This is a genomic window from Paenibacillus sp. BGI2013 (assembly GCF_002843485.1).
GTDB lineage: Bacteria > Bacillota > Bacilli > Paenibacillales > Paenibacillaceae > Paenibacillus > Paenibacillus amylolyticus.
On sequence record NZ_PJFA01000009.1, the window covers coordinates 40,075 to 53,985 of the forward strand.

11 protein-coding genes are annotated in these 13,911 nt (G+C 45.3%); all 11 read right to left on the bottom strand.

The genetic code is table 11. The annotated features are described in order from the left end of the window. Positions 1-46: 46 nt before the first annotated feature. The 11 genes from CXK86_RS21000 to CXK86_RS21050 all read right to left on the bottom strand — a co-directional run bounded on the left by CXK86_RS21000 (position 47) and on the right by CXK86_RS21050 (position 13,894). On the bottom strand, positions 47-874 hold the full coding sequence (locus tag CXK86_RS21000; RefSeq protein ID WP_101314505.1) for a sugar phosphate isomerase/epimerase family protein: 828 nt from the start codon (positions 872-874) through the stop codon (positions 47-49). A 134-nt stretch (positions 875-1,008) separates the two neighbouring features. Continuing rightward, positions 1,009-2,331 (bottom strand): LLM class flavin-dependent oxidoreductase, encoded by a 1,323-nt coding sequence (locus CXK86_RS21005; RefSeq protein WP_101314506.1) that lies wholly within the window; start codon positions 2,329-2,331, stop codon positions 1,009-1,011. Continuing rightward, on the bottom strand, positions 2,313-3,509 hold the full coding sequence (locus CXK86_RS21010; RefSeq protein WP_180361835.1) for an MFS transporter: 1,197 nt from the start codon (positions 3,507-3,509) through the stop codon (positions 2,313-2,315). Before CXK86_RS21010 ends, CXK86_RS21005 begins: the two co-directional genes overlap by 19 nt. 154 nt (positions 3,510-3,663) lie before the next feature. After that, positions 3,664-4,407: a hypothetical protein gene (locus CXK86_RS21015; protein ID WP_180361836.1), complete on the bottom strand. Its 744-nt coding sequence runs from the start codon at positions 4,405-4,407 to the stop codon at positions 3,664-3,666. A 274-nt stretch (positions 4,408-4,681) separates the two neighbouring features. Continuing rightward, positions 4,682-8,365, bottom strand: coding sequence for a non-ribosomal peptide synthetase (locus CXK86_RS21020; protein WP_101314509.1), 3,684 nt, complete (start codon positions 8,363-8,365; stop codon positions 4,682-4,684). 37 nt (positions 8,366-8,402) lie between these two features. After that, the gene (locus tag CXK86_RS21025) at positions 8,403-9,275 is read right to left on the bottom strand and encodes an ABC transporter permease (protein WP_047843969.1); all 873 of its coding nucleotides are present in this window, start codon (positions 9,273-9,275) and stop codon (positions 8,403-8,405) included. Beyond that, positions 9,272-10,252 (bottom strand): ABC transporter ATP-binding protein, encoded by a 981-nt coding sequence (locus CXK86_RS21030; RefSeq protein ID WP_017686951.1) that lies wholly within the window; start codon positions 10,250-10,252, stop codon positions 9,272-9,274. Before CXK86_RS21030 ends, CXK86_RS21025 begins: the two co-directional genes overlap by 4 nt. Before the next feature lie 87 nt (positions 10,253-10,339). Further along, complete coding sequence (gene fabD, locus CXK86_RS21035) at positions 10,340-11,614, bottom strand: ACP S-malonyltransferase (protein WP_101314510.1); 1,275 nt, start codon at positions 11,612-11,614, stop codon at positions 10,340-10,342. A 30-nt stretch (positions 11,615-11,644) separates the two neighbouring features. After that, on the bottom strand, positions 11,645-12,715 hold the full coding sequence (locus tag CXK86_RS21040; protein WP_047843971.1) for an HAD-IIIC family phosphatase: 1,071 nt from the start codon (positions 12,713-12,715) through the stop codon (positions 11,645-11,647). Positions 12,716-12,773: 58 nt separating this feature from the next. Next, on the bottom strand, positions 12,774-13,007 hold the full coding sequence (locus CXK86_RS21045; RefSeq protein WP_017686948.1) for an acyl carrier protein: 234 nt from the start codon (positions 13,005-13,007) through the stop codon (positions 12,774-12,776). 35 nt (positions 13,008-13,042) lie between these two features. Beyond that, on the bottom strand, positions 13,043-13,894 hold the full coding sequence (locus CXK86_RS21050; RefSeq protein WP_047843972.1) for a 3-hydroxyacyl-CoA dehydrogenase family protein: 852 nt from the start codon (positions 13,892-13,894) through the stop codon (positions 13,043-13,045). Positions 13,895-13,911 lie beyond the last annotated feature (17 nt).

Sequence of the window (13,911 nt, forward strand, 5' to 3'; positions counted from 1 at the left end):
TAAGCCAGAAACATAGCTAGGAACACCCCTTCCTTTTTTCAGTAACTTAGATTGCCGCAAATACCTCGTCAAAACCTGCTTTCGACTTAGCCAATATTTCACTCGTACTTAGGGTCGGCGCCGGTGCCAGTACTTCCTGAGCCACCACACCATTGTAACCAATCGCCTGCAGGTTTCTCAGAAAACCACCCAAATCAATGACCCCTTCGCCGGGGTACAAACGCTCATAATCCAGTAGTCCCTCGATCGGCAAATCATAAGCATCGTTGATATGCACATGAACAATCTGCTCTTTCTTCAGCTTCAACAGATCTTCCATCAGTAAACCATTTGTATGCCAGTGATAGGAATCTACGAGTAAACCTACGTTAGGCGCATGGATCGTCTCGATCCAGTCCAGCGTATCTTCCACACGCCAGATAAACGGATTCTTCCATTGCGTCCGCAAGTGGTGGCATCCCACAAACTCCAGACCCAACTTAATCCCGTAAGCGTCCAAGATATCTGCGCAGAGTCTCAAGCGTTTCGTAGCCGCGGCCATAAATTGCGCTGCCGGTTGATCCGTTGAGGGTAAAATATACGTGCAACAGCTGTAACAGTCCAACGAAGCAGAAGCTTCTGCCATAGCGACCAACGATTGCAATCCCTCACGGAATTGCTCATCTGTCGTCCGCCACTCTACCGTCAGACCCGATGAACCGATGATCACCTGATTACTCTCTAGCAGATGTTGTGCCTGTTCCTTGCCATACGTTTCAATCAATGAGAGCGGATTCAAATCTACAGATCCGAATCCGTGCTTGGCCGCATCTATGATATATTGTTCATCAGACTCGATATTGCCCAGTCCCGCATTCGTTAACCCTCTAATCATCCCAATCTCCTCCTGTGACTCGTCTGGAATTGCAGCTTGTGTATCATTTTATAATAGCAGTACTCTCCGAAAAAGAAACCATCAAAAAAGAGCCGCAACAACGTTATATTAACGTCATTACCGCTCTAACATCTCTATCTCACACTCTCCAACGTATACCGATTACGTGGAATCTCAAGACCCAGATTCTCCCGAAGCGTCTCATGTTCATACTCCGTACGAAACAGCCCTCGTTCTTGCAGAACCGGAACAACTAGCTCCACGAAATCTTCCAATCCATTGGGCACCACGGTACGAACATTGAATCCGTCTGCCGCTTCGCCTTCAAACCATTCCTGAATCTGATCTGCGATCTGATCCGGTGTACCAATGAACGATGTACGTGGAGTGGATGCCAGCAATGCCACTTGACGCAAGGTCAGCCCTTGTTCTCGTGCCTGCTGCTTAATCTTATCTGTTGTACTGCGGAAGCTGTTGCTGCCAATCTCCCCAATCTCGGGGAAAGGTTCGTCCAGTGCGTATTGGGAGAAGTCATAATGATCGAAGTACCGCCCCAGATAATTCAACGCCTGATCAATATTCACCAGTTCGGCAATTTCCTGATATTTCTGCTCCGCCTCTTCCGCTGTTCTACCCACAATCGGGCCGATGCCCGGGAAGATCAGGATATCCTCTGCCTTGCGTCCATAAGCCACCGCTCTTGCTTTCACATCGCGGTAGAACTCCCTTGCTTCCTCCAGCGTCTCATGTCCTGTGTAGACGGCATCCGCCGATCGGGCGGCCAGATCTTTACCAGATTCAGATGAGCCCGCTTGGAAAATGACCGGATGACCCTGCTTCGAACGCCCCACATTAAGCGGACCCTGTACCGAGAAGTGCGCTCCCTTGTGATTCAGTGTATGTAACTTGGCAGGATCGAAGAATACGCCCTGCTCTTTGTCTCCGACAAAGGCATCGTCCTCCCAGGAATCCCAAAGGCCTTTGACCACATTCAGATGTTCTTCCGCAATCTCGTAGCGCAGCGCATGGTTGGGATGTTCGCCTTTGCCAAAGTTAAGGGCCGATCCTTCCAGAGGTGAAGTAACCACATTCCATCCGGCTCTCCCACCGCTTAATTGATCCAACGAGGCAAATTGCCGCGCAACCGTGAAGGGTTCACTATAGGAAGTAGATAATGTAGCAACCAGCCCGATGTGGGAAGTTGCCCCGGTGAGTGCGGACAGAAGCGTCAAAGGTTCGAAGCGATTGAGAAAATGAGGATTGGACTTCTCGTTGATGAAGAGGCCATCTGCAATAAAGAGCAGATCAAACTTCCCTTTTTCCGCGATACGCACCTGCTTCTTGTAGAATTCCAGGCTAACGCTCGCGTTAATGGGAATATCCGGGTGACGCCAAAAGGAAATGCTGTTACCCACTCCATTCAGATTGGCTCCCAACTTCAATTGTCGTTGCGACATATATATTCCTCCCTATGTTGTGGTAATGACACTGCCCAGGCCGCTCCAAACAATACAATCCCTGTGAAGAGAAAAATAAACGGAATACCGATCCATCCACCGAGCAAACCACCGATTAACGGTCCGAGTACAATACCGAACTGACTCGCCGTCTGACTCAGACTGACAGCACTCCCACGAAAATCGTGATCAGCATACTTGATGATCAGCGCATTAAGCGCCGGATAAACCGCGGCAAAGAACAAACCATAAACAAATCGCAAGCTGCCAAAATAAATCAGATTATTTGCTGTCATTTGCAGCAGACTGCCAATTCCGCCGCCAATCAGACCAATAAACAGGGTTTTCTCGTATCCGATCCTTCCACCAATCTTCCCCCATCGCGGCCCCATAATGACCGTTGCCACACCAATCGCCGAGAAGACAATCCCTGCACTAAGTGTTGCACTGCCAACATCTCCGCCAATCTGAACCACATAGAGCGTCAGCACCGGTTCGATGATGAGCACGGAGGTCGAGACTAGGAGAATCAAACTGTAGATTCGAATCAAACCCGGTGTGGAAGCCGCTCTTTTCAAATCCCCTATGATCCTTGTTGGTACTATCGTTCGAGCTTGTCGTGACTCCTTAACACCGAGGACCATCAGTGCCGCGAGTAATGTAATGACAGCGGATGCAATGAAACATCCCCGCAGTCCGATCCAGTGACTCAACACACCACCGGCAAGAGGACCAAGAATCCCACCCGCAGCGCTGGCCGTGGAGATCACGCCAAGTGCATAACCCACCTGTTTCTCCGGAGTATTGGTGCCAATCAGTGTAATCGAGGCGGGATGAAAACCAGCCACGAGTCCCTGAAAGACCCTCACCGCGATAAACGTATACGGATCATACACAAAGAAGTTAGCCAGATGTGCAATGCCTAGCCCCACTCCGGAACGGACTAGCATCAGTTTGCTACCATATTTATCAGCCAGTGATCCCCAGAAGGGTGCGCATAATCCGCTGATCAGAAAGCTGATGGAGATCGAAATACCGGACCAAGCCTCCAGACCGCTCTGTATACCAAGATCATTTTGCAGAAATATAGGAAAGAACGGAACGGACAGCGAGTACGCCATATGATTGAAAAACAGGCTGAACCACAGAATATACAGATTTCGCTTCCATTGTGGCATCTTGGCATTCTCCATACTATATAATTCCTATATAAAAAGTAGGTTATTATCCATATTAGGGTAACGTCATCAGAAAGTATAATAGAAAAGTTCAATAGACCCATTCAAGAATTAAATGAATGGGTCTATCTTATCGGCGATACATCGTATTTAATTATTGTCCTAACTGTGATTGATACTCGTATTCGAATACATGTTTCATAATAGCCAATTCCATATTTTTCAATTCAATGATTTTATCAAGCATGACATCATACTTTTTGTATACACCCTGCTCCATGATGAATTCATTCATATACATGACCAGATTACGGAGTTTCAAAGCTTCGCTTACCAGTTCTTCCAATCGGATTTTTAACGAAGGATCGGGGAGAAAGTCAAGTATGGCTTGTGCAAGCAGTTGTTTATGTTCGTAAAGCAGGTGAAAAGGATGTATAGCAAACGGCTGATTTTGCATCCCTTCCTTCTGCATCCCCAGCATATCAATCATCTTATCGTATATTTCACTTCCAAGATAACGGTGATCCTTTCTCAGAATACTGCGAACTTGATTAGTCTCTCCTACGTATTCTTTCAAAATATTCATTAGATCCTCTTTGGAGAACTGGAGAACCGTTTCATAATAATATTCACTTGGTTCCTTATACTCATCTGTCTTTTCAATGGCCCATATTCCGTTCAGGTAATCCGTAGACCATTCAGCATCGAAATTCGAATCTTGAATAACAGTGATCTCATCATAGGGAAGCCATTTCTCACCGTAGAATCCATCCCAAAAATCATGGCACAAAAACTCTTTACGATCCGAATCAAATCCAGAGATGAATACCTCATGTTTACCACCGCCAGGAATATTTCTCAGGAAATAAATATAATTATTCTTTTGAATTAGTTCCACTATAAAATCTTGCAGTTCCCACTGTTTTAAAATCATATCTCTATCGTACACCCTTGTAATCAACATAGGGCATGTCGACATTTTGAATTTGTGCCAAGGATAATATTGTGAACAGACGTCCAATCCATAGCCCCCTTCATCATTGTGACTCAGGATGACCAATAGAAAATTATGATAAATCCAGCTACGTGAACGCTTGTCCAAATCTAGCATCGAAAAGAGACTCGCATGATGTGGGTAGGTAGTCATTAAAGGCTCGTTCATTTGCAATTTTTTAATCATGACTGATCTCCAATCCTGAGCAATTTATTAAGTTATGCTTCTCCAGTTCATGAATGGCTTCCAGCTTGCTTGTGAATTTTCTCCACTGATTATGTGTCATATTCTCCCGATATACCGCCTTCGCCAGCACGTTACGTAACTCACTCCACTGATCCTGTATTGCCTGAGCAGCAGAAACAAGATCGGTATGATGTTCATATAACCGTTGCATACGATAGGTTTCGACCTTTTTGGCATTCACAATGTCTACAATGGATTGGAGAACAAGTTCAGCATAAGCCATATCAGGTGAATCTTCTTCATTGAACTGATACGTCTTCTGTATGAAGGACAGAAGATGACTCATTTCCTGATTAATCTCCCCTGGTGTAACGCGTACATGATCAATAAACATGTCACGCAGTTCTCCCAACATTATATTGTTTCTTTCATGTTCGACAGTTTCACAAGCTGAAAATGCGTAGAACGTGGGTACTTCTTCTTCCTCCATGAAAAGCCGTACGAATCCTTCGTAAGCTTGTACAATATCATTCATAGGCATCTCCATCGGTTGATACGTGAGATTGTCCCGGTGATCATGTTCTATTACATGGAACACTTGCCGCTGGAGATCATACCCATAGATTAATAAGGAATGAGGCCAGTGGGTACGTAAATACATGTCTTTGCGCAAGGACTCGTAATAACAGTCCACTCGGATAATTACTGGGCGGTTCAAATTAACCGCTTCTATAATCTCTTTTTGTACATCCTCGCTGTAGGTCTTCGTTTCATAAGTTAGCCCCATACGCTCAATTAGCTGGGCATCTGATAATACAGCTTGATACTCTAATCGGAGTATGCCCTGATGTTCATCGAATCTATAGTGCATTCGGTCGTTGATCATCACAGGCAGTACACCAATAGAATAGAGGTTTAATACGGGAAAAAGTGAATTATAGAAGCAGTTTTTGTAGAAAACATCATTAAACGCCTCTATTCCTGCGATGATAATTATTGGCCTATGGGAATGATGTAAGATAAGATGATCCGCTTCCGACGTCGCCCCGACTTCTTCGGTAAATTGCTCCATTGCACCATCTGTCTCTGGCATATCCTGCTCTTCAAGAAGTATCTCTTTTTCAGAGTTATGCTCATCCGCTTCATACCCCTTGTTTCGAAGCACTTCAGCCAGTGATGCAATAGTCTCATGCCGCATCACTTCATCAGCAGTAAGCGGAATACTCTGCCTCTCCATATTCGCCTCAAGTTTGATGACATTCAGTGAATGCCCTCCAATTTCGAAGAAGCGGGCATGAACGTCAATCTCTTTCAATTGCAACAGATCCGACCACAATTCGGCGAGCACCTGCTCTAATGCATTTCGTGGAAGTGTAATATCTGTCCCTTCTCCCTGTAAGAGCAAGGGATCTGGAAGAGCTTTTCGGTCCAACTTCCCATTGGCCGTATATGGCATATGATCCAACATGGTGTATCTGGAGGGCAGCATATATTCAGGCAATTCTGTCAGCAAAAAAGATCGCAATTGCTCCTGATTGATACTTTGGCTCTCCGTTACTGTGTAATAGGCACATAACAGGGACTGCCCATCCTGATCTGACCGAACTGTGACCGCAGCAGCCGAGATAGCCGGGTACTGGAGCAACCTGTTCTCGATCTCCCCAAGTTCGATCCGATAACCACGTATTTTTACTTGAAAATCGGAACGACCCAGATACTCCAGATCTCCATTCGCATTGAGACGTGCGAGATCTCCTGTTTTATACATATAAGCGCCTTCATGAAAAGGATCTTTTACAAACCTCTCGGCCGTAAGCTCAGGTCTGTTCCAATAACCTCTGGCTACTCCATCTCCTGCGATGCATAATTCTCCCGTTGCTCCGATTGGCATATGCCGATACCGCTTATCCAGAATATAAATACGGGTATTGGCAATCGGATGACCAATCGAAATTGTCGTGGTAGGCGAAAGTTCCTTAATGCTCGACCATATTGTTGTTTCTGTGGGACCATACATATTGTAGATGCGGGCAGAGGTCATCCCCGCGATCTCCTCATACAAGGCATACGGTAGAGCTTCCCCTCCGATCATCAATGTTTGAATTACGCTCCATACCGGTGAATCGACTGTAAGCCCAATCTGAAGCATCCGCAGTCGAGAAGGAGTTATTTGTATTAATTCAATGTTATGAGTAACAATTAGATGCGCAATACGGCTTGGACTTAACTGATCCTCCTCTACTGCCATTATCAGTGTTAACCCGTTAGCGAGTGCCCCGAGCGTTTCCAGTACAAAGATATCAAAGGAGAATGTTGTGAGGGCGAGAATTCGTTGGCCAGCTTCAAAAGGAATGCTGCGGGATACACCTTCCACAAAGTTTCTTAGTGCCAGATGTTCAATCATGACCCCTTTTGGCCTGCCTGTAGATCCGGAAGTATATATCAAATAAGCCAACTGCTCCGACGAAACAACTGGCAGTGAGATATGTTGGTCATCCCATTCTTCCAAGTGAGAAATATCGATTATTTGGCCTGTGTATATGAGTGAGCCGATCAGATCGGGCTTCGTTAGCAAAATCTCAGCCTGGCTATCCTCCAGCATGAACTGCAAACGATTATTTGCATATGCGGGGTCCATTGGCATGTAAGCAGCTCCCGCCTTAAGTACACCCAGCATAGCCAAGAGCATGTCTTCCGATCGCGTTAACAGAATTCCTACAACGGAACCTGACCTTACTCCCTGAGCTAACAGGTATTTCGCAAGTTGATCTGATTTGCAATCCAAGCTTTGATAGGTAAGAATATTATCTCCGCAGATCACTGCGGGAATATCCGGCTGTTGTGCAGACCAAGACTGGATCATCTGGATGATTGAACGAGCTTCAGGAAAACGTATCTCCGTATCATTCAGATGTTGAATAACCTGGTCTTCCTTGAGCGAGAGTATCTTTATATGATGTAATCCCTCATCTGGATGGGTTGTACAAATAGAGAGCACACGCATCACATGGTCTACAATCTGTTCAATGGTTGCTGGAGAATATAATGCGGCATTGTAATTCATGCGTAGCGCCAGCCCCACTTTAGACATTTGAAGTGAAAACACCATATCGGCCAGCGGTCCTGTTTCCTGTAAATTCTCCTGCATATTGTCCATTCGAACCACAGTGGCCACCATTGGCGAGTCTGTCCCCTCATGACCAAGCAATTCAAGAATTTTCTCCAGCGAAAGATGGTTAAACTTTTTGGCTGTACCCACAAGGGTCCTGAGCTGAAGAACAAGCTCCTTAAAAGAACACTCTTCACCAAAATTGATGCGAATAGCACGTAGTTGACTTGAATTTGCTGCACCAGACGAAGCGGGAATACCTACAGTTATATCGTCATTGTCTAGATAACGGTGTAACACATATGTGACACCTGCCAGAAGAAGAATAAATGCCCCAGCTTCGGTGTTCCCGGAGATACGAAAGATTTGTTCTGAAACAGGTTGAGGAAATGCAAATTGCATCTCCTCAAACACTTGCTCACCCCATGTTCCCCTCGTTTTTTCACCAGGGAACATGCTGAATTGAAGTTCCCCCGAGAGATGGTTTAGCCAATATTGCTTCTCCTCTTCGAACTTTCGGCTCGATAATAGCAAATTTTGCATGAATGTACCTGGCTCTGCTGACAATTAGCACGCCTCCCATTCTCTTTGGGATCAAGAATAATCAGATCAGGTTGAGACCTTTTTTCTTTGCCATCTTTTCTACCTTGCGCAGCATAACGATTGAGATGATTGTATACGAAATGGCAAAAAAGATGAGGATGCACCATTCCATCCAGATCGGTGCAAGGGGCACCCAATCTGTTTTGAAACTGTAATAACGCACCATATCATACCCCCAGGTATAAGGCAGGAGATATGCGATCCAACGAACGACTGCAGGAAACTGGTCCACTGGGAAATAAGCACCTGCTACAAATTCAAACATGATAAACAAAATACCCACAATGGATGAGACCTGGCGGTACAGAATCCCCAGTAGTGCAATCATGACGCCAAGCGCCATTAACGCAACGATGACCACAAGACAGGTGACTAGAATCATCATGGATTCAGCAAAGTTGAGACCTGCGTACAGAACAAGCAGGATATACATCGGTATGAACACAATGACATTCATTAATGCACTGGCTACAACCGTCCCTACATAATACGCATAACGAGAGATTGGATTGCAGTACAGATACTCCAATGTGCCGTTATGGAGATCATTCGTCACGGCGCCGAGCGGAGCGTTTAACGCTACTCCGTAGAACAGCCATACAAGGATTGCACCCAGATAAAAGATAAACAGGTTATCTCCTTGAAGTACATTCTCTCCCTCGTATACAACAAACGTGGACATCAGCAGGAAAAAGAGTACTCGTAGACCCAACTGTAGGAAGTTACCGAAGAAGTTGGGCAGATACCTTACAGCAATCTGCAATTCCTTCACGGTTGTTGCCCACACGACGGTGAAAAATCCGGTAGGTTTACCTATGGCTTGTAGCTTTAGCGTTTCCTGACCTGTCCCGGTTTTAGCGTATTCGATACTCACTGTTCTCTGCCTCCTGCCAATGTGTACTCTAAATTCTCATCAGACTTCACATAGAGCTGAACAAACAAATCTTCAAGTGTTAGTTGTCTATGCTGAATGGTCGTATGGATATTGCCTTCTTTTAATTCACTAATAACCGCGCCCATCCCGTCGTACAGGTTCGTGATTCCGAAGGAAACCGTGTCTTCCTCCTCACGAATAATAGTGGAAGTTACCTCCGGCAGAGCAGTGATTCGCTCCTGAATGGAAGGGGGCAAGTCTGCTCTGGGAATGTCGATGAATTCGACTGCGCCCAGATTGGATTTTAGTTCGGCAATTGTACCTGTTTTAAGGAGCGTTCCTTTGCGCATCAGGGACACACGGTCCGTCATGTCTTCTACCTCAGTCAGAATGTGAGAGGTCAGAATAATGGATTTCCCCTCATCCCTCACATAACTTTTAATGAACTCACGTACACGTCTGGAGATTACGGGGTCCAGGCCCTTGGTCGGTTCATCCAGATATATCACTTCAGGATCATGCAGCAGGGCTCGCATAATGACAACGGTTTGCTTTTGGCCTCCCGATAATTGCATAAATTGTTTGTTCAGATGTTCCGAGAAATCCAGATACGTACTTAATTTGTCAATCTGGTTTGAAATCTCCTGTTTGCTAAGTCCGGTAAGTCTTCCAAAGAATATCAAGTTCTCTCGAACAGTTAATCTCGCATAAGCAGAGCGTTCAGTATCTTGACCCACGTATCCGATTAGTCTCCTGATGATGTTCGCATCGGTATCCAAATCGTAGCCGCCGATATTGACAATTCCGGAATCCTTGGTCAACAGAGTCGCCAGGACTTTAATAAAAGTTGTTTTACCTGAACCGTTAGTCCCCAGAATTGTGTGGATCTCACCCTTTCGAAGCTCAAAGGACATGTTATCTAACGCTAGGTGTTTACCATAGGACTTCGTGACGTTCTCAGCGGATAGCACTCTCACTTGTTCTCCCCCTTTATGTATTGCCTGTATTGCTGAATTCATGGGAGGGCGAATACGCTATTACAGCAAATTTCGCCCCTAATGTAATCACTTTACGCCGACAGCTTCGTGTACCAGATACTCCGCCAGTTCGTAGTGATGTCCAGTATCATCAATGATATGATTCATCCACTGATTTCTTTCTTTAACAGGTAACTTTTTGGTTTCAAAGATGCCCTTGAGCAGTTCCAACGCTTCTATCATTTGCTCTTTTGAGGGTTTGTCCCCTGCATTTTCAACCTGCTCCTGAATTGCCTGGATTCGTTTGTAACGCTGAACAACACCTTTTTGATACTCTGCTTCATCCCAATTCTGGTTCGGCGTTGCCACTGCAATTGCTAAACATTTAGTTATGACTGTGGGTACTCCTTTTTTCTTCTTGCCATCCGATTGAAACATGCTGATCAATTTTTGACGTTCCGCTTTTTCGCCAAAACAGAGCGAATTGATATCAGGACAGTTCGTTTTGGTCAATTTGTTCAGTACATTTTTGGGTCCCATTTCGATGGCAAGTGTGACACCAAAACGCTCAAGGTACTGAAGAATCCGTGTCCATTGGACAGGTTTGACCATCTGATCTGTCAGTAATCCCGGAATTCGCTCCACATCACCATAAGGTTGACCTGTAACATTGGATAGTACCGGCCATTTGAACATATTGTACGAATACTTTGCCAGTTCTTGGCCGAGCCGCTCTGCATCTTCTGCCATCAGCGAACTATGAATGGGTGCACTGGACATTAGGGGAGTAACCTGACCATCGGCATCCAAAACGGCTGCTTCGATCTCCTCCAGTACGTATTGATGACCGGATACGGCAGCTTGTGTTGGCGAATTATAACAGGAGACTACAGCTACACCCTGCTCGCCGCTGTATTGTTCACAGAGTTGCTCCACGATGGATGCGTCAATACCGTCCATAATGGTCATTGATCCTGTGCCCCGATCAATATGAATCTGCATCATTGCACCACGCAATTTGGTGATTCGAACAGCATCGGAAAATGTCATGGCGCCTGAACATACCAACGCCGAATATTCACCCATACTGTGACCTGCACAGAATTGTGGTCGAATCCCCACTTCTTCCATATACACTCTGAAAGCCGCTACATTCGTTGCCAGAAGAGCAGGTTGCATGTTTTCATTCTGATTCAGTTCAGATAGACTTCCTTCAAAACATAGTTTTGCCAGATCCACACCTGCAACGTCACTCGCTTCCTCGTACGTTTGCTTGGCAATGCTATATTGATCATAGAAACTCTTTCCCATACCTACATACTGAGAACCTTGTCCCGGAAACAGCAGTGCTATTTTTTCCATGTCGTAACCTCCATTAATAGGGTTGGTGTATTAATTATTAATAATGTTCAGTTCCACATATGAAGGAATTTTCTGAATATAGCTCATGTCGTGTTCAAAAATGACAAGGTCCTCTTCCTGATGGATTTCTTTGAATCCGCCAAATTTATAGGTCAGATACATCATCCGATTACGATCGGTCATTTTGAATTCAGCCCGTATCTTGACCCCGGCTTCTTTCGCCTGTTCCAGGATATAATTCATGAGAATCGTGCCTACCCCTCGTGACATTACACGGCAAGACATCAACAGCAGCTTCACGGTCCAGTACTCCTCTTCCATCTCAAGCAAAGCGAGTCCAATTTTTCCATATGCTCCATACTTGTCTTCCAGTCCTGTAATGAGAAGTTTGTGATTAGGAGATTGACTGAGTTGTTCCAGATCTTCATAGGAATAGGTATACCCTGTGGTGTTCAGCTGATGAGTCCGCACCGTCAACTCTTCAGCACGCTGCAGATCATCTCCCTTGAGGGGAGATATCGTGAATGTCATGCCAAGTGAAGCCAGAAAGTCATCTTTGGGACCTGTGAATTCATCTTCCGCCTTATTACGGATCTCATCGCTTTTGTACATTAAACGGCGAAGTTTGGAGTCCTCCGTAATAAAACGGGGATTCATCATCTCCATGTCGGGAATGTCCAGGTACTGGGCAGCATCTATGCATCGAACTTCAGCATGCTCAAACTGTACCTCTTCCAGCTCAAACATCTGATCATCCACAAAAGCAACCGTATTCGCTCCGATATTAATGGAAGTTATGATGGATTGAATCGAGCTCGACTTGGAATTCCAGTGAATCTGGGGATATAGGAAGTATTCATGAATTCCGAATTCCTCAAGCTTCTCCATGGCTGTCTGATGGTCATTTTTACTGGCGATGGATTGCAGAACCCCACGCTCGTCCAGTGTCCGAATCACATCAATAATTCCCTCTCTCAAGACAACATTCTCATCTTCCAGAAGGACACCTTCCCAGATTGTATTATCTAGATCCCAGACGACCAGCTTCACCTTCTCTTGCTTTTGCTTGTCCATTACCGAACTTACCGATGGATCACCCATACCTGAACCCCTCCTTGGCATATTGTTCCAAACTATTGCTTCAAGACCATCAGGCAGTCTATGCTGTCTTTCGTTCAATCAGTTCATTAATCTTGTTCAACGTACGGAAGTTGCTAAGATCCATATCCTGGGTCTCAATCCGAATGTTGAATTCTTTCTCCAGAAACATCACCATCTGCATCGCAAACAGGGAATTGGCAAAACCCAATTCAAAAATATCCTCATCATCCTGAATTTCACGTTTGCGATAGAAACGACTCAGAAATGTTTTTACTTTGACCTTGGACTCCATGTACAGTCACCTCGTATAATTTATAGTCGATACACTTACAGAATCACGTGCTCAAAGAAGCCTTGACCGCTTTTTGCTCCTAACAATCCGGCATCCACCATCTTGCGAAGCAAGGGACATACTCTGTATTTCGGGTCCTGATAACTCTCATAGAGTACATCCAATGAATGAACCACAGTATCCAAACCAATCAAATCTGCTGTGTGAAGTGGGCCCATCTTATGACCGAAACATTTGACGAATATGTCATCCACCTCTTCCGGTGAAGCTACCTGATCCTGAACAACAAAGGCAGCTTCATTCATGAGCAGATGGGATATTCGGTTAGATACAAAACCGGGAAGATCTTGTACCAGTATGGCTTCTTTGCCCATGGTATGGAGCAGGGATCTGGTCGCTTCAATCGTTGTATCCGAAGTGTGATAACCCTGAATAGCTTCGACTACGGGCTTTAACGGGACCGGATTCATAAAATGTACACCGATGACCTTGTCAGGCCGTTTGGTGATGGAACCAACTTTTGTAATCGAAATGCATGATGTATTGACCAAATAAATACAAGAATCGGGGCAATAGTTTTCAAGCTGTGCATAGACTTCTTTTTTCACATCCCATTGCTCAGGCACGTTCTCAATAATGAAATCAGCATCGCTGAGCGAATCGTAATGTGTCGTAAACTCCACACGCGAGAGCACCGTTTCCGGGTCTTCGGCCTCGGTATCCTTGTTGTAGAATCCCGAAAATCGGATATTGGTAAACAAGGCTGTTCTCGCCTGATCCAAAACTTCATCACTCACGTCGATCAAAACCACGTTGTGCCGAGACTGGGCAAGGCTCTGCGCAACCCCTTTTCCCATGACGCCTGCTCCAATTACACCAACCTTCATTCCTATCAACGCCCCTC

What these genes read in the sequence shown, in the direction of transcription:
- CXK86_RS21040 (WP_047843971.1), bottom strand. Translation starts at nt 12,715, where the DNA reads ATGGGTGATCCATCGGTAAGTTCGGTAATGGACAAGCAAAAGCAAGAG.
- CXK86_RS21005 (WP_101314506.1), bottom strand. Translation starts at nt 2,331, where the DNA reads ATGTCGCAACGACAATTGAAGTTGGGAGCCAATCTGAATGGAGTGGGT.
- CXK86_RS21045 (WP_017686948.1), bottom strand. Translation starts at nt 13,007, where the DNA reads ATGGAGTCCAAGGTCAAAGTAAAAACATTTCTGAGTCGTTTCTATCGC.
- CXK86_RS21010 (WP_180361835.1), bottom strand. Translation starts at nt 3,509, where the DNA reads ATGCCACAATGGAAGCGAAATCTGTATATTCTGTGGTTCAGCCTGTTT.
- CXK86_RS21000 (WP_101314505.1), bottom strand. Translation starts at nt 874, where the DNA reads ATGATTAGAGGGTTAACGAATGCGGGACTGGGCAATATCGAGTCTGAT.
- fabD (WP_101314510.1), bottom strand. Translation starts at nt 11,614, where the DNA reads ATGGAAAAAATAGCACTGCTGTTTCCGGGACAAGGTTCTCAGTATGTA.
- CXK86_RS21050 (WP_047843972.1), bottom strand. Translation starts at nt 13,894, where the DNA reads ATGAAGGTTGGTGTAATTGGAGCAGGCGTCATGGGAAAAGGGGTTGCG.